16 protein-coding genes and 2 pseudogenes are annotated in these 15,217 nt (G+C 70.7%); 7 read left to right on the top strand and 11 right to left on the bottom strand.

Going from position 1 to position 15,217, the window contains the following annotated elements:
* Nucleotides 1-57: 57 nt before the first annotated feature.
* Nucleotides 58-771, bottom strand: coding sequence for a TetR/AcrR family transcriptional regulator (locus LUX31_RS01010; RefSeq protein ID WP_235472601.1), 714 nt, complete (start codon nt 769-771; stop codon nt 58-60).
* Between the two features lie 112 nt (nt 772-883).
* On the opposite strand from LUX31_RS01010, the gene LUX31_RS01015 reads away from it, so the two are divergent.
* Nucleotides 884-1,657, top strand: coding sequence for an SDR family oxidoreductase (locus LUX31_RS01015; RefSeq protein ID WP_235472602.1), 774 nt, complete (start codon nt 884-886; stop codon nt 1,655-1,657).
* A 427-nt stretch (nt 1,658-2,084) separates the two neighbouring features.
* Here LUX31_RS01015 and LUX31_RS01020 read toward each other — a convergent pair whose 3' ends face one another.
* From LUX31_RS01020 to LUX31_RS01035, 4 genes and pseudogenes are all read right to left on the bottom strand, one after another.
* Nucleotides 2,085-2,606 (bottom strand): MarR family winged helix-turn-helix transcriptional regulator, encoded by a 522-nt coding sequence (locus LUX31_RS01020; protein WP_235472603.1) that lies wholly within the window; start codon nt 2,604-2,606, stop codon nt 2,085-2,087.
* A 30-nt stretch (nt 2,607-2,636) separates the two neighbouring features.
* Nucleotides 2,637-3,824 carry an NAD(P)/FAD-dependent oxidoreductase gene (locus LUX31_RS01025; protein ID WP_235472604.1) on the bottom strand — a complete coding sequence of 396 codons (1,188 nt, stop codon included), beginning with the start codon at nt 3,822-3,824 and terminating at the stop codon, nt 2,637-2,639.
* Nucleotides 3,821-4,018: a ferredoxin gene (locus LUX31_RS01030; protein WP_235479753.1), complete on the bottom strand. Its 198-nt coding sequence runs from the start codon at nt 4,016-4,018 to the stop codon at nt 3,821-3,823. The genes LUX31_RS01025 and LUX31_RS01030 overlap by 4 nt, the downstream gene beginning before the upstream one ends.
* Before the next feature lie 63 nt (nt 4,019-4,081).
* Nucleotides 4,082-4,273: pseudogene (locus tag LUX31_RS01035) on the bottom strand (winged helix-turn-helix domain-containing protein); the annotation flags it as partial.
* A 268-nt stretch (nt 4,274-4,541) separates the two neighbouring features.
* Between LUX31_RS01035 and LUX31_RS01040 the strand changes: the two are divergent.
* The 3 genes from LUX31_RS01040 (at nt 4,542) to LUX31_RS01050 (ending at nt 6,309) form a co-directional block, all read left to right on the top strand.
* A complete protein-coding gene (locus tag LUX31_RS01040) occupies nt 4,542-4,931 on the top strand; it encodes a hypothetical protein (RefSeq protein WP_235472605.1) in 390 nt (129 codons plus the stop codon).
* Nucleotides 4,928-5,194 carry a hypothetical protein gene (locus tag LUX31_RS01045; protein ID WP_235472606.1) on the top strand — a complete coding sequence of 89 codons (267 nt, stop codon included), beginning with the start codon at nt 4,928-4,930 and terminating at the stop codon, nt 5,192-5,194. Before LUX31_RS01040 ends, LUX31_RS01045 begins: the two co-directional genes overlap by 4 nt.
* 77 nt (nt 5,195-5,271) lie before the next feature.
* Complete coding sequence (locus LUX31_RS01050; RefSeq protein ID WP_235472607.1) at nt 5,272-6,309, top strand: zinc-dependent alcohol dehydrogenase; 1,038 nt, start codon at nt 5,272-5,274, stop codon at nt 6,307-6,309.
* A gap of 65 nt (nt 6,310-6,374) precedes the next feature.
* Here the strand turns inward: LUX31_RS01050 and LUX31_RS01055 are convergent, their stop codons facing one another.
* Nucleotides 6,375-7,601, bottom strand: coding sequence for a cytochrome P450 (locus LUX31_RS01055; protein WP_235472608.1), 1,227 nt, complete (start codon nt 7,599-7,601; stop codon nt 6,375-6,377).
* A gap of 89 nt (nt 7,602-7,690) precedes the next feature.
* On the bottom strand, nt 7,691-8,341 hold the full coding sequence (locus LUX31_RS01060; protein ID WP_235472609.1) for a TetR/AcrR family transcriptional regulator: 651 nt from the start codon (nt 8,339-8,341) through the stop codon (nt 7,691-7,693).
* 159 nt (nt 8,342-8,500) lie between these two features.
* Between LUX31_RS01060 and LUX31_RS01065 the strand changes: the two are divergent.
* Nucleotides 8,501-10,020, top strand: a pseudogene (locus tag LUX31_RS01065) (MFS transporter).
* 31 nt (nt 10,021-10,051) lie between these two features.
* Nucleotides 10,052-10,987, top strand: a complete 936-nt coding sequence (gene hemC / locus LUX31_RS01070; protein WP_235472610.1) for a hydroxymethylbilane synthase — start codon at nt 10,052-10,054, stop codon at nt 10,985-10,987.
* Nucleotides 10,988-11,054: 67 nt separating this feature from the next.
* Here hemC and LUX31_RS01075 read toward each other — a convergent pair whose 3' ends face one another.
* The 4 genes from LUX31_RS01075 to LUX31_RS01090 all read right to left on the bottom strand — a co-directional run bounded on the left by LUX31_RS01075 (nt 11,055) and on the right by LUX31_RS01090 (nt 13,976).
* Nucleotides 11,055-11,612, bottom strand: a complete 558-nt coding sequence (locus LUX31_RS01075; RefSeq protein ID WP_235472611.1) for a hypothetical protein — start codon at nt 11,610-11,612, stop codon at nt 11,055-11,057.
* 204 nt (nt 11,613-11,816) lie between these two features.
* Nucleotides 11,817-12,668 (bottom strand): ABC transporter permease, encoded by an 852-nt coding sequence (locus LUX31_RS01080; RefSeq protein ID WP_235472612.1) that lies wholly within the window; start codon nt 12,666-12,668, stop codon nt 11,817-11,819.
* Entirely contained in the window at nt 12,628-13,524 is an 897-nt protein-coding gene (locus LUX31_RS01085) for an ATP-binding cassette domain-containing protein (RefSeq protein ID WP_235472613.1), read from the bottom strand. Before LUX31_RS01085 ends, LUX31_RS01080 begins: the two co-directional genes overlap by 41 nt.
* The gene (locus LUX31_RS01090) at nt 13,521-13,976 is read right to left on the bottom strand and encodes a MarR family winged helix-turn-helix transcriptional regulator (RefSeq protein WP_235472614.1); all 456 of its coding nucleotides are present in this window, start codon (nt 13,974-13,976) and stop codon (nt 13,521-13,523) included. The genes LUX31_RS01085 and LUX31_RS01090 overlap by 4 nt, the downstream gene beginning before the upstream one ends.
* A gap of 309 nt (nt 13,977-14,285) precedes the next feature.
* Here LUX31_RS01090 and LUX31_RS01095 point away from each other — a divergent pair, with 309 nt between their 5' ends.
* Nucleotides 14,286-15,110 (top strand): SigB/SigF/SigG family RNA polymerase sigma factor, encoded by an 825-nt coding sequence (locus LUX31_RS01095; protein WP_235472615.1) that lies wholly within the window; start codon nt 14,286-14,288, stop codon nt 15,108-15,110.
* Nucleotides 15,111-15,217: the final 107 nt, after the last annotated feature.

Below are 15,217 nucleotides of genomic sequence, written 5' to 3' on the forward strand. Positions count from 1 at the left end.
GATCCTACGGGACGGCAATTACGGGCGGAGAAGCGGGTGTTCGACTGTCACCCGTGATCAGGCCGGGGGCTCGCCGGGTTCCGCGAGGGTGCCCAGCCACTGCTGGAGCAGGGCCGCCTCCACCACGGTGAGCTGCTGCGGGGGTTCGGCGCGCAGCCGCGCCGCGAGGGTGGCCGCGGCTGTCGGTACGGCGTTCCCCGAGCCGGTGTCGCGTGGTTCGCCGGTGTCCGGGGGGCGGGTGATGGAGTCGATCACCGAGTCGCGCAGCCGGGCGGCGAAGCGGATGTCGGGGTACTGCTCGGGCCTGGTCAGCATGGACAGGGCCGCGCCGACGTTCGCCGCCATGACGATCCGGGTGGCGGCCTCCGGGGGGACGGTCAGCAGCCCGGCCGCCGCACACCGCTCCAGCACGCCGTGCAGCAGGGCGTGGGCCTCCTTCGCGGCGGCGGGGGGTGCGGTCAGCTCGGGCGAGTACATCAGGCGGTAGTGGTTGGGGTGGTCCAGTGCGAACCGCATGTGGTTGTCCCAGCCGCGCTTGAGGTCGGCGACGGGGTCGGCGCTGGGGCGGGCGGCGCGCTTGGAGGCGAGGTACTGCTCGAAACCCCGGTCGACCACTGCGGCAAGCAGCCCCGCCTTGTCGCCGAAGAGCCGGTAGAGCATCGGCGCGCCCACGCCCGCGGCCTCGCACACGGCGCGCGTCGAGACATCGGCGGCCGGCGCCCCGGCCAGCAGTTCCGTGGCGGCGTCCAGGATCTTCCCTCTCGCGTCCATGCGTTCACGGTACGCCATTCGTAGCGGCGTTACGAGCACCACTTAACATCGCTACGATCCCGTGATACCGTCGATACGAATCGACCGTAACGTCGCTACGAAGGGAACCGTCATGACCAGTCAGCCCAGCACGCCTCCGTCCGACCGCCCCCTCACCGGCCCGCGCGTCGCGATCGTCACCGGCGGCTCGCGCGGCATAGGGCGTCAGGTGGCCCAGCAGCTCGCCGCCGACGGATTCGCCGTGGTGGTCGGCTACGCGGGCAACAAGGAGGCCGCCGAGGACGCCGTCAGCACCATCGAGGCCGCCGGCGGCACCGCACTCTCCGCCCGCGCCGATGTCGCCGACGAGAACGACGTGAGCGCCCTGTTCGACCTCGCGGAGAGTACGTACGGCGGTGTCGACGCCGTCGTCCACGCGGCCGGCCGGATGGCCCTGTCGCCGATAGCCGACCTCGACCTGGACGAACTCGACGCCGTGCACCGCACCAACATCCGGGGCACGTTCGTCGTCGACCGGGAGGCGGCGCGCCGGCTGCGGCCGGGCGGAGCGCTCGTCAACTTCTCCACGTCGGTCCTCGGACTGTCGTTCCCGGGATACGGCGCCTACGCGGCGAGCAAGGGAGCCGTCGAAGCCCTCACGCTGATCCTCGCCCGGGAGATGCGCGGCCGGGACATCACCGTCAACGCCGTCGCGCCCGGACCGACGGCCACCGACCTGTTCCTCGACGGGAAGGACGAGGAGACCGTCGCCCGCCTGGCCGCCCAGCCCCCGCTGGAACGCCTGGGCACACCGCAGGACATCGCCTCGGTCGTGTCCTTCCTGGTCGGCCCGACCGGCCACTGGGTCAACGGCCAGGTACTGCGCGCGAACGGAGGCATCGCCTGATCCGCCCGCGCCCCGGCACGTCACCGTCCGCGCGGTGCCGTCGTCCTCCAGGCTCGGGGAGCCGACGGCTCACGGGGTGCGGAGAGGAATGACCATGGCGGCCGCGGAGCAAGACACCGGTGACCGGGACGGCAAGGGAGGCCCGGTCCACCGACGGGGATTCCTCAAGGCCGCGAGCGGTACGGCGCTCACGGCGGCCGGAGTCGGCGCCGCACCAGCCGCCACCGCCGCCCGCACCCATGCCGTGACCTCCAGGATCGAGGACACCATGCCCTCACTCACCTTCGACGCCCCAGCCACCCAACGACGACTCGGCAGGCTCTACGCGTCCACGCTCACGGATATGTCCGACCGCAACAAGGGATTGCGGGACAGGCCCTGGCCGATCGCACCGCGGGAACGGTGCGACACGGCACAGGGCGGCGTGTCAGGCGCTGGGAAGCGGCTCGGCGGCGCCCGCCTCGCCCTCCTCCTCGAAGGAGTAGGTGAGGAAGTCGTCGACCATCCGGTGGAACAGGCCGGCGAGCTGCTGGAGTTCCTCGGCGGACCAGTTGCCGAGGGCCATCCGCATACCGCGGATGCTCGCTTCCCGGATGCGTTCCACGGCCTCCTCGCCCGTGGCGGTCAGCTCGATGCGCTGGGCGCGACGGTCGTCGGGGTCGGGTACGCGGGTGACGTAACCGGCCTTCTGGAGCTGCTGTACCTGGCGGGTGACATGGGAGGCCTCGACCGCGAGCCGGTTGGCGAGTTCGCCGGGGCGCATCGGTTCCGAGTCGGCGATCTGCCGCAGGAGCGCGGTCGCGGCCCGGTCCAGCGGGACTCCGGCGACCGCCATCAGACGCTCGTGCTGCCGGGCACGGCTGACCAGATAGGAGATGCGGGTGAGAGCTCGCTCGATCTCGGCCACATCCTTCGGGGCAGGAGGGGTTTTGGGTGGCGGTGTGGACATACCCTCAACTTTACCATCTCGTTGCGTAACTCAAGTAAATTCCGCCGCCGGGGCCGCTCCCGCCACGGCATCATGCCAGGCGGTGCCCACCGCGATGGCCTGGCGCCACCGGCGGATCGCCTTCGGCGGCATACCGACGGCCAGTACGCCTACCAGCCGGTCACCCGTGCGGTAGGCGGCCAGGAACCGCCGTTCCGTCAGGTCGCCCTCGACGACCGCGACCTCGTCGTGGCCGCGCAGATAGCCGTACGCCTGGATCTTCATGTCGTACTGGTCGGACCAGAAGTACGGGACCGGCGCGAAGGGCTTGCGGGCGTCCGGGGCGAGCAGGTTGCGGGCCGCCGCCATGCCCTGTTCGGCGGCGTGGGTGCGGTGCTCGATCCGCATCCGGGTGCCGAACAGGGGGTTGTACCAGCGGGCCACGTCACCGGCCGCGTACACGTACGGTGCCGCCGCGCAGTACTCGTCGCAGACCAGACCGTCGTTCAGGGTCAGTCCGCTGCCGGCCAGCCACTCGGTGTTGGGGCTGGAGCCGACGGCCACCAACACCTCCTCGGCGTCGAGGAGTTCACCGTCGGCGAGGCGTACCCCGTCCTCGGTCACCTCGCTCACACCGACACCGGTGCGCAGGTCGACGCCGTGGTCCAGATGGGCCGTGGACAGCACCCGCCCGACCTCCTCGCCGACCGCGTGGGCCAGCGGCACGGGCGCCGGTTCGAGGAGCGTGACCTCGGCGCCGAGCCCCCGGGCCACGGCCGCGGCCTCGGCGCCCAGGAAACCGGCGCCCACCACGATCAGACGTCGCCCCGGCGCGAGCCGGTCACGGAGGGCCAGGGCATCGTCGACGGTGCGCAGGACGTGCGCGCCCTCGCCGGGCAGCCGGCGCGGGCGGACTCCGGTGGCCACGATCAGCCCGTCATAGGGGATCCGGGCGCCGTCGGCGAGCGTCACGGTGCGGTCGGCCGGTTCGAGGGCGGTCGCGGCGGTGCCAAGACGCAGATCGAGGTCGAGCGCGGCGAGGTCGGACTGCTCGCGCAGCGCCAGCCGGTCGGGGTGCCACTCCCCCGCGAGGATCTGCTTCGACAGCGGCGGACGGTCGTACGGGGCCTCGGGCTCGTCCCCGACGAGGGTCAGTGTGCCGTCGTAGCCCTGGCGCCGGAGCGTCTCGGCCGCCGCCAGTCCGGCGGCCGAAGCACCGACGATCAGGATTCGCCTCACTGCTCGACCAGCCGGATGGCCGCCGCCGGGCAGATCGCGACGGCTTCCCGGACGCCGTCGAGGAGACCGTCCTCGGGCGTCTCCTGAAGGACGATGGCGATGCCGTCCTCGTCGCGCTGGTCGAAGACCTCCGGCGAGGCCATCACGCACTGGCCCGAGGCGACGCACTTGGGCTCGTCCAGTTCCACACGCATGGTCATGTAAGTGCTCCTGATTGTGTTCGTCGTTGTGTGTACGGGTTGAACGGCCGGCCCCGGTCACGGCGTGGAACCGCCGAGCCAGTAGCCGAAACCCCGGCGCGTGTGGATCAGCGCCGGTCTCTCCTGGTTCACCTTGCGGCGCAGCCGGGAGACGAGTTGTTCGATCGCGTTGCCGCCGCGGTACTCGCCCCAGACGTGCCGGGCGATCTGCTCCTTCGACAGCACCTTCCCGGAGTTGACCAGCAGATGGCACCCTCCTCCCGGGTTCGATATTTAGCTTGCTTGACTCAAGTAACTCACACGTGCTTGCCTAACTCAAGTAAAAGCGAATCACCGAAGCCCGCGAAGCGAAAGAACCCGCAGGCACCGAGACCGGGGCCGCCTTGAGCGGAGGAGGCCCCGCCGCGCCGCACCCGTGGGGACGGGGAACGGCGCAGTCCTCGGACCCGGCGCCGGACAACTCCCCCGTCCGGCGCCGGGTCCCAGGACACCAGCAGACGGAAGGCGGGACTCCCCGATGAGGACCTTCGTACGAGCCGGGCTGGCCGGTGCGCTCGCGTGCGGCGCGCTGGTCACCGTGCTCACCGTCGGACGAGGCGGCGACGCCCCGGCTCCCCCGCAGGGCCCGTACGTCGCGCTGGGCGACTCCTACACCTCCGGCCCCAGGATTCCCACCCAGACCGGGAAGCCCGCCGGCTGCGACCGTTCCGACGGCAACTACCCCTCCCTGTACGTCTCCGACGGCGCCGATGAGGTGACGGCGCGGATCGACGCGGCGGGCGAGCGGCTGGCCGGCGCGCTCTCCGAGGTCAGGCGCCGGGCGCCACGGGCCGAGGTGTACGTCGTCGGCTATCCGGCTATCCGGCGATCCTGCCGTCCGGCGGGAACCGCTGCGCCGACGACATGACCCTCGCCCCCGATGACATGCGGTTCCTCGACGCCAAGGAACGGCAGCTCAACAGCGTGCTGCGCGAGCGGGCCGAGGCCGCCGGGGCGGTGTACCTCGACACCTACGGGCCTTCCGTCGGCCGTGACGCCTGTGCGGCTCGGGACACCCGCTGGATCGAACCCCTGATGCCGGCGGCGGACGCGGCCCCGGTGCACCCCAACGAGCGCGGTGAGCGCGGTATGGCCGATGCCGTCGTACGCGCCCTCAGGTCTTCGGGGTGAGCGCACCCGACCCCCGGATCTCCCCCCCACACACACACAAGAACAGCAATTCCCTTACTCAGAAGGCGAGTTACCCCATGGCCACCATGAAGTCCGTCAAGACCGGCGCCCAGGGCAAGATCGAGGTCGTCGAGGTCGAGCGTCCGGTCCCCGGGCCCAAGGACGTCCTCATGCGCATCCGCGCCTGCGGTATCTGCGGCACCGACACGTTCTTCGTCCACATCGGCGGCAGCCCGTTCGGTCCGGACGGTTCGATGGTCTCCATCCCACTGGGCCACGAGCCTGCCGGTGAGGTGGTGGAGGTCGGTGCCGAGGTCGAGGGCCTCAAGGCGGGTGACCGGGTGGTCGTCAATCCGCAGGGTGTGTCGTCGGGCATCATCGGCTGTGGTGGCGCGCACGGCGCGATGAGCGAGTACCTGCTCCTCGACGACTGCGAGGTCGGCAAGACGGTCACCGTCTTCCCCGACACCGTCCTCTTCGACATCGCTTCCCTGAACGAACCGATGGCCGTCGCCCGGCACTGCGTGAACCGGTCCGAGGCCACCCCCGACGACACGGTCGTCGTCTTCGGCGCCGGACCCATCGGACTGGGCGCCACCATCTGGCTCAAGCTGCGCGGCGTCAAGCACGTCGTCGTCGCCGACGTCCTCCCCGAACGCCTGGAGACCGCCCTCGCCGTCGGCGCCGACGGCGTCATCAACTCCAAGACCGAGAACGTGACGGAACGGCTGACGGAACTGCACGGCCAGGCCACCAACGCCCTCGGCCAGCCCCGCCCCGGCACCGACATCTACATCGACGCCGCCGGAGCCCCCGCCGTCTTCCAGACCGTCGTCGACAACGCCAAATGGAAGGCCAAGCTCGTCATGGTCGCCGTACAGAAGAAGGGATCCGACATCGACCTCGGCGGCATGCTCCGCAGCGAACTCACCCTCATCGCCTCCCAGGGCTACCCCACCGAGATCTTCGAAGTGACCCCCGAGATCGTCGAGCACCACGGACGCTTCGCCAAGCTCATCAGCCACCGCATCCCGTTCAACGAGGTCGACACCGCCTTCACCCTCGCCCTCACCCCCGGAGCCGCCGAAAAGGTCGTCGTCACCTTCGACGAGTAAGGCATGAAGTACGGCGGGGCCCGAGGAGACACGGCTCCCCGGGCCCCGCCGTCACGTACGGGGTGTCACCACTCGACCGGGAGTTCGTGGACCCCGTACACCGAGCCGTCGTGCTTGAAGGTGATGTTCTCCAGGTCTGTGGCCAGGCGCAGGGTGGGGATGCGGCGGTACAGCGTGCCGTAGACGACCTCCAGTTCCAGCCTCGCCAGGGGCTGGCCCAGGCACTGGTGCACCCCGAAGCCGAAGGCGATGTGCCGGCGGGCGTCGCGGGTGAGGTCCAGGCGGTCGGGGTCGGGGAAGGTGTCGGCGTCCCGGTTGGCGATGTCGTTCGGCACGATGATGCCCTCGCCGGCCCGGATGACCTCCCCCGCGAACTCGATGTCCTCCAGGACCGCCCGACGCCGTCCGTTGTGGGTGATGTTGAGGTACCGCAGCAGTTCCTCCACCGCCGAAGCGATCAGCTTCGGGTCGTCCGAGTCGCGCAGCAGGGCCAGTTGGCCGGGGTTCTGGAGCAGGGCGAGGGTGCCGAGGGCGATCATGTTGGCGGTCGTCTCATGGCCGGCGATCAGCAGCAGGACGCCCATCTGGGCCGCCTCGTTGCGGCTCAGCTCCCCCGCCTCGATACGCCCGACCAGGCCGGAGAGGAGGTCGTGACCCGGGGCGGCGATCTTCGCGCCCATCAGGTCGTCGAGGTAGTCGAGCAGATTGGTGCTGGCGGTCAGCCGCTCCTCGGGATCGATATCCCGCTTGATCAGGTTCTTGCTGTTGTCCTGGAAGAAGTCGTGGTCCGCGTACGGCACTCCGAGCAGGTCGCAGATCACCAGGGAGGGCAGCGGCAGGGCGAACGCCTCGACCAGGTCGACCGGTCGGGGACCGGCCAGCAGGCCGTCGATCAGGTCGTCCGTGAGTTTCTGGATGCCCGGTCGCATCGCCCGGGTGCGTTTCACGGTGAACGCCGCTGTCACCATCCGGCGCAGCCGGGCGTGTTCCGGGTCGTCCTTGAGGATGAAGCTGACGTTCGTCTCGCCGGTCACGGCGTTGGCCGGCGGGTAGCCGGGGGTCGCGGGGTCGGAGCTGACCCGGGGGTCACCCAGCAGGGTCCGCTGGTCCTCGTAGCGGGTCACCAGCCAGGGCGTACTGCCGTTCCACAGCCGGACCCTGCGCAGCCGGGCGTCCTGCTGGAGGTCCTTGAGGACGGGTGGGGGGTCGAAGGGGCAGCGGGCCGCCCGGGACATGGGGAACTCCGGGACCTCGGCCGGGTGTGCGGTGGGGGGATGGGCTGTGCTCGTCATGACGTACTCCGGTACTCCGTGAGTGAGGGGGGAACGGTGCCTCGTACGTGGTTTCCTCCTGCTTCCCTTCGGTGCTGCTCGCGGTGCTCTCATCCGGTGTGGGTGACAGGTGCCAGCCAGAGGCCGACGACCGCGTCCACCAGACCGGTGGCCGTGTCGTGCCAGTTGGCGCGGGGGGTGGTGCTGCGGTCGGCCAGGGCGCGTTCGCGCTCGGCGCACATGTTCAGGACCAGGTGGCGGGCCATGTCGCCCCGTTCGGCCCGGACGTCGGCCGGGAGGTGGGGCAGACAGCGGTTCAGGCCGTCGATGATCTCCCGCAGCCTCGGGGAGGCGAGGGCCTCCTCGGTCATGATCTCGTAGAGGGCGGGGTCGGCCATGACCTGGACACAGAACCGCGCGTACCAGGTGGGGTTGCCCAGGGCCGCGAGGTGCTCGGGGATCGGCCGGACCAGACAGTCCACCCAGTCCCGCAGGTCGGCGTCGGCCCGCAGACCGGCCAGGAGCCGCAGGCGCACCTCCTCGAGCTCCTGGGCGTGCTTGCGGACGATGGCCCGTACGAGGTCGGCCTTGGTGCCGAAGTGGTAGCCGACCGCCGCGTTGTTGCCCTGTCCGGCCGCCTCGCTGACCCGGCGGTTGGACACGGCGTACACACCGCGTTCGGCGAAGAGCCGCTCCGCCGCGGTGAGGATCAGCTCGCGGGTCGCGCCGACCGGCTCTTCCCGCACCGTTCTGGCCAGCATGGTCCACCGCCTCACTGGGACTTCGCGCGGCCCGCGACGAGCGGTCCCTCCGGTCGCCGGGCGTTTCCTCAACCCCGCACGATCAGGCAACTCCTGTGGCTGGCCTAAGTCAAGCAACTGACTTAACTTGACGGAAACCGTTCGCCCGGAGGCGACGACATGTCCGAAGCACCTGCCCGACCTGCGGATTCGGCCGGACCGTCCGAATCGGGGGTGCCCGGCCCGCTGCGGGCGGACGCCGTCGTGGCGGTCCTGGCCTTCGCGGGGATCGTCGTGGCGCTGATGCAGACGCTGGTGATCCCGCTGCTGGCCGAGCTGCCGAAGCTGCTCGACGCCTCGCCCTCGGACGCCACCTGGGCGATCACCGCGACCCTCCTGGCGGGGTCCGTCGCGACGCCGGTCGTCGGGCGGCTCGGCGACATGTACGGCAAGCGCCGGATGCTGCTGGCGAGCCTGGCCCTGCTGGTGGCCGGCTCGGTGGTCTGCGCCCTCAGCGACAGCCTGGCCCCGATGCTGGTCGGGCGGACCCTGCAGGGGATGTCGTCCGGGGTGATCGCGCTGGGGATCAGCATCATGCGCGACGAGCTGCCGAGCGAGCGGCTCTCGGGCGCCACCGCGCTGATGAGCGCCTCGCTCGGGGTCGGCGGCGCCCTCGGTCTGCCGGCCGCCGCGTTCCTGGCCGATCACGCGGACTGGCATGTCCTGTTCTGGGCCTCCGCCGGGACGGGCGTCGTGGCCACCGCGCTCGTCGTACGGATCGTGCCGGAGTCGCCGGTGCGCACGGGCGGGCGCTTCGACGTGGTGGGCGCGGCCGGGCTGTCGACGGCGCTGGTGTGTCTGCTGCTGGCGATCTCCAAGGGCGCCGGCTGGGGCTGGGGCAGCGCCCGGACCCTGGGTCTGCTGCTCGCGGCGGTCGCGGTGCTGCTGGCCTGGGGCCGCTGGGAGCTGCGCGCCGGGCAGCCGCTGGTGGACCTGCGCACCACCGCCGCCAGGTGCTGTTCACCAACCTCGCGTCGCTGGTGTTCGGCTTCTCGATGTTCGCGATGGTGCTGGTCTTTCCGCAGATCCTGCAGTTGCCCGAGGCGACCGGATACGGTCTGGGCCGGACGATGCTGACCGTCGGCCTGGTCCTGGCCCCGCAGGGCCTGGTGATGATGGCGACGGCCCCGCTCTCGGCCCGTCTGTCGAGGACCAAGGGCCCCAAGGTGACCCTGATGACGGGCGCCCTCGTGGTGGCCGCCGGTTACGGCCTGAGCCTCTTCCTCATGACCACCGTCTGGCAGCTCGTCCTGGTCTCCTGTGTGATCGGGGCGGGCGTCGGACTCTCGTACGGCGCGATGCCCGCGCTCGTCATGGGGGCGGTCCCGGTCTCGGCGACGGCCGCCGCGAACAGCCTGAACACGCTGATGCGGTCCATCGGTACGGCGGTGTCGAGCGCGGTGGCAGGCGTCGTACTGGCCCGGATGACCACCTCGTTCGGCGGAGTGCCGCTGCCCGCCGAGAACGGGTTCCGGGTGGTGATGGGCATCGGTGCCGGGGCCGCGGTGCTGGCCTTCGGCTTCGCGTCCTTCCTGCCCCGCGGACAGGCCGGCGCACCGGCTGTGGAGCTGGCCGAGGGGCGGTTGGTGGCTTCCGCGCCGGGTACGAACTCCCGCGACCAAGCGACCGGTTCGGAGTAGGAGGGGGCTCCGGAGGGTCTATCGTGTCGGCATGTCCGTCCCTGAACTGATCCGTATCGTCTCCCGCGACTCGCCCATGGCCCTGGCCCAGGTGGAGCGGGTACGTGCAGAGCTGGCCGTCGTCCACCCGCACACCCGCACCGAGGTCGTCCCCGTGAAGACGACCGGCGACAAGTGGATGGGCGATCTGTCCAAGGTCGAGGGCAAGGGGGCGTTCACCAAGGAGGTCGACGCCGCGCTGCTGGCCGGTGAGGCCGATCTCGCGGTGCACTGCGTCAAGGACGTGCCCGCCGACCGGCCGCTCCCGAAGGGGACGATGTTCGCCGCGTTCCTCAAGCGGGACGACATCCGCGACGCCCTGATCCACCCGGGCGGTCTGACCCTGGACGAGCTGCCGGACGGCACCCGGATCGGTACGTCCTCGGTGCGCCGGATCGCCCAGCTGGCCGCCTCGCACCCGCACCTGGAGTGCGTGCCGTTCCGTGGCAACGCCAACCGGCGGCTGGAGAAGCTCGCGGCCGGTGAGGCGGACGCGCTGCTCCTCGCGGTGTCCGGCCTTGAGCGCATCGGCCGGATGGACGTGGTCAGCGAGGTCCTCTCCCCCGAGACGATGATGCCGCCGATCGGCGCGGGCATCCTCGCCCTCCAGTGCCGTGAGGGCGACCACGAGCTGATCGACGCGGTCAGCGGCCTCGGCGACCCGGACACGCATCGGGAGGCGACGGCCGAGCGGATGTTCCTGCACGTTCTCCAGGGGCACTGCAACAGCCCGATCGCCGGGTACGCGAAGGTGTCCCGCAACGGCGAACTCTCCCTGCGCGCCTGCGTGTTCACCCCCGACGGCAAGGTCCAGCTGAACGCCCACGAGTGGGCGGGCCGGCTCGATCCGGCCACGCTCGGCACGTCCGTGGCGGTGGCGCTGCTGCGGCAGGGCGCGCGCGAGCTGATCGACAACATCGCGCACTGAGGAATGACACGCTGAGGAACAGGAAGCGGGAATCGATACCGCCCGGCACGCCGGGCGGTTCGGTCGTTCAGGTGGGTTCCGTCTGGCCCTTCTGGTCGCGCTGTTCCCTCAGGTCCCGCTGTTCCTTCAGGAAGTCGCTCGCCTGGACGGCCACGCCGTCCCGGGCCGTTCCGTGGTGCGCGCCGGTGCCGGTGAAGTCCTCGGGGAGGCCGATCCCGCCCGCCCAGAGGTGCCGGGCGGTCCACTCCTCCTCGACGCGCAGCTGGATCTGTACGTCCACCTGCGCCAGGGACGCTTCCGGGCCTGCGGCGTACAGGACGGCCGTGGCGCGGCGCAGCGGGTGGACGTCGAAGCCCTCGATGAACTGCGAGTTCCGCCAGTCGATGAAGGCGCCCTCGCCGTCGGGGCCGAGCCGGACGTCGACCTGGCCGTCCTCCAGATGGACGCCGTAGTGCCGCTCGCCACGGTTCTCGACGGTCACCCGGAGGCTGAAATAGGTCAGCCCCTCGGCGGCGTCGTCGCGCCCGCGTGGCGGTTCGGCCGCCACCAGACGGTGTACGCGGACACGCAGGCCGGCATGCTCGTCGTACTCGTGCCAGTCCCCGACCACGTTCGGCTCGCGCACAGTCCACCTCTCGACCTCGGATGGCTGCTTCCTATCCTTGTGCCCGGCGCACAGTCAAATGAGCGGAATGCGCTGTGGCCAGCGAATTCGCCCCCTTGATCACTGATCAAGCGGTGTGCAGCGGAAATCCGCCGAAGGGCACCCCGACCATGGTCGGCCGCGTGCCGCACATCACGTTCCGGTGCATGGTCGTGACCGGCGCGTTCAGCGGGCCAGGCGACCGAGGAGCGAGGAGGCCGCCACGATGCTGATGACGGCGGCGAGCAGCAGGACCCCGAAGTCGACGGCGAGGTTGGACGGGGTGCCGAGGAGGAGTCCGCGCAGGGCGTTCACCTGGTAGCTCAGCGGGTTGATCCGGCTGACCGTCTGGAGCCAGCCCGGCATCACGCTCACCGGGTAGAGGGCGTTGGAGCCGAAGAAGAGCGGCATGGTGATGGCCTGGCCGATGCCCATCAGCCGGTCGCGGGTGAGGACGATCCCGGCGATCGTCATCGACAGACACGAGAAGAAGGCGGAGCCGAGGACGACGGCCACCGCGACGCCGAGCAGCTTGAGCGGGTTCCAGGTCAGGGCCACTCCGAGGAGGGCGGCGATGACGATCACGACGACGGCTTGGATCAGCGCCTTCACACCGGCCGCGAAGGCCTTGCCGGTGACGAGGGCCGCGCGCGGGGTGGGGGTGACGAGGAGTTTGGTGAGGATTCCGGCGTCCCGCTCCCAGATGATCATGATGCCGTAGAAGATGGCGATGAACATCGCGGACTGGGCGATGATGCCGGGCGCCAGATAGTCGAGGTAGGGGATGCCACCGGTCGGTATCGCCCTGATCCGGGTGAAGGTCTCGCCGAAGATCAGCAGCCAGAGGGCGGGCTGGATTGCCCTGGTGTACAGCTCGGTGCGGTCGTGGCGGAGTTTCTGCAGTTCGACTGCGCACATGGCGCCGACCCGGGCGGGCAGCAGCCGCCAGCCCGTTCTGGGCGTGGGCGGTACGAGCAGCAGGTTCAGGGCGGTGGGGTCAGCCGACGCGGGACGCGGTGCGGCGGGTGCTGCGGACATCGCGGAAGTCTCCTGACCGTTCGTCGAGGCCGCTGCCGGCGATGTCCCGGAAGACGTCCTCCAGCGTGGGCGGCGGGGCGGTGTCGGACGCGCCCTCGGCCCGGCGTCGTTCACCGAGCCCCGCGCGGAGTTCGTCGGGGGTGCCGAGGGCGCGGATGCGGCCGTGGTGCATCAGGGCGACGCGGTCGCAGTACTGGTCGGCCTCGTCCATGTAGTGCGTGGTGACCAGGACGGTCATGCCGGTGGCGGCGCGCACGGCGTCGATGTGCTCCCACACGCCCGTTCTGGCGATGGGGTCGAGTCCGATGGTCGGTTCGTCGAGGATCAGCAGCCGGGGCGCGCTGACCAGTGCCTGGGCGAGTTCGAGCCGGCGCACCATGCCACCGGAGTAGGTGCTCGCGAGCCGGTCGGCCGCGTCGGTGAGCCCGACCGCCGCCAGGGCCTGGCCGACCCGTTCGGCGCGTTCGCGGCGCGGGACGTCGAAGACCCGGGCGAACAGGACGACGTTCTCGCGTCCGGTGAGCCCGGAGTCGGCGGACAGCTGCTGCGGTACGTACCCGAGCAGTCGGCGCACCGCCATCCGGTCCCCGGCGGCGTCGTGCCCGAAGACGCGGACCATGCCGGCGGGCACCGGCAGCAACGTGGTGACACAGCGGATCGCCGTGGTCTTGCCCGCGCCGTTGGGCCCGAGGAGGCCGAACACCTCCCCCTCCCGGACGCCGAGATCGAGCCCGTCGACGGCGTTGGTCTCACCGAAGGCGTACACGAGTCCCGTACAGCTGACGGCTTCCCGGCTCTCGGGGATGTCAGCGTTCTCCGTGGTCTCGGTGATCTCGGTGGTCCTGTCGTACGTCATGACTCCTCCGCCTCCTCGCGCAGGTTCCGGGCCAGTTTCCGCAGGGCCGGGAGCGCGGCCCGCAGGGCTTCCCGGTCGGCGTCGTCGAGACGCGCCACGTGCCGTCGTACGAGAGCGGTGCGCCGTTCCCGCCAGTCCCTGAGGCGTGCCTCGGCCGCCGGGGTGGGCAGCAGCCGGGCGGCCCGCCGGTCGGCGGGGTCCGTACCGCGGATCAGATAGCCGTCCTTGACCAGTTGGTTCACCAGCGTCGACACGGAGTTGCCCGCGAGGTACAGCTCCCTGGCCGCGTCCGAGATACCGATGCCGGGGCGGTCCATGACCAGGCGCAGCAGCTCGACCTCGGCGCCCCGCAGCCGGGGCACTTTCGTCCCGCTGCGCAGTCGGCGCCGGATGAGCCGCTGCACTCCGAGAAGCGCGTCGGCCAGTTCGTCCGCGAAGGTCGCTGGTTCCACACGCCGAGATTAGCTCTGTGTCAGAGGTATCCGGGGAACGGGGATGGAAAGGACGAGTCAAGAACATGTATGCGGCATCTTCCGCGCCGCCGCGAATTCGCACAGCGATCAGCGAGAAGCAGCAGGTCACTCTTTATGGTGATTTGTTTCCATGTCGCCGGGAGCGGGAATTTCCCTTTCAGTGCTTCGGACAGGAGGCACGTCCGTGGGAGCCGGTTCGCCGGGCCTTCGGCCGTCCTCCGTGCGGTCCGTGAGCGCACCCTCCCGCGGTGTCTGTCCAGCCGGCACCGACCGAGGAAGGTGCGCGCGATGCGTATCGCCACGAGAACGAATCGCCATCCGCACGACGACGCCCCCGACACCGCCGCCGACTTCGAACGGCTCGTCCGCCTGCCCGAAGGGCCGGAGCGCCGCGCCCTCCGCGACGATCTCGTACGGGCCTGGCTGCCCATGTCGGAGCGGATCGCCGTCCGGTTCCGGGGCCGCGGCGAGGCGCTGGAGGATCTCTACCAGGTCGCGGCCGTCGGCCTCGTCAAGGCCGTCGACCACTACGACCCCACGCGCGGCGCCGCCTTCGAGGCCTACGCCGTGCCGACCGTCACCGGTGAGATCAAGCGCCACTTCCGCGACCACCTGTGGGCACTGCATGTGCCGCGCCGGGTCCAGGACCTGCGCAACCGGGTACGCGTCGCCTCGAAGGAGCTGTCCGCCACCGTCCCGGGCCGGCCCCCGACCGTCGCCGAGATCGCCGCGTACACCGAGCTGAGCGAGAGCGAGGTGCGTACGGGCATGGAGGCCCTGGAGTGCTTCTCCGTGCTGTCGCTGGAGGCGGAACTGCCGCGCACCGACGGGTACGCGCTCGCGGACACGGTCGGCGGAGCCGATCCCGGCTTCGACCTGATCGTCGACCGCGCGGCCGTCAGCCCCTGTCTGCGGGCTCTGCCCGAACGGGAGCGGACCATCCTCTATCTGCGGTTCTTCGGCGGGATGACACAGAGCCGGATCGCCCGGCAGCTCGGCATCTCCCAGATGCACGTCTCCCGGCTGCTCAGCGCCTGCTGCGCACGCGTACGCGAGGAACTCGACGTGGACGAGGAACCGTCCGACGGAGAACTGCTCGCCGATGCCTGCTGAGGAGCGGCGGCCCCGTACACCCCAGTCGCCCGGGCAGGTCATTCACAGCCGGGCGACTGAGGGGCGGGCTCACTGCCGAACCCTCCCGGGAGCGATTCCCCAGCGTG

This window comes from Streptomyces sp. GQFP (genome assembly GCF_021545335.1).
In the GTDB taxonomy this organism is placed as follows: domain Bacteria; phylum Actinomycetota; class Actinomycetes; order Streptomycetales; family Streptomycetaceae; genus Streptomyces.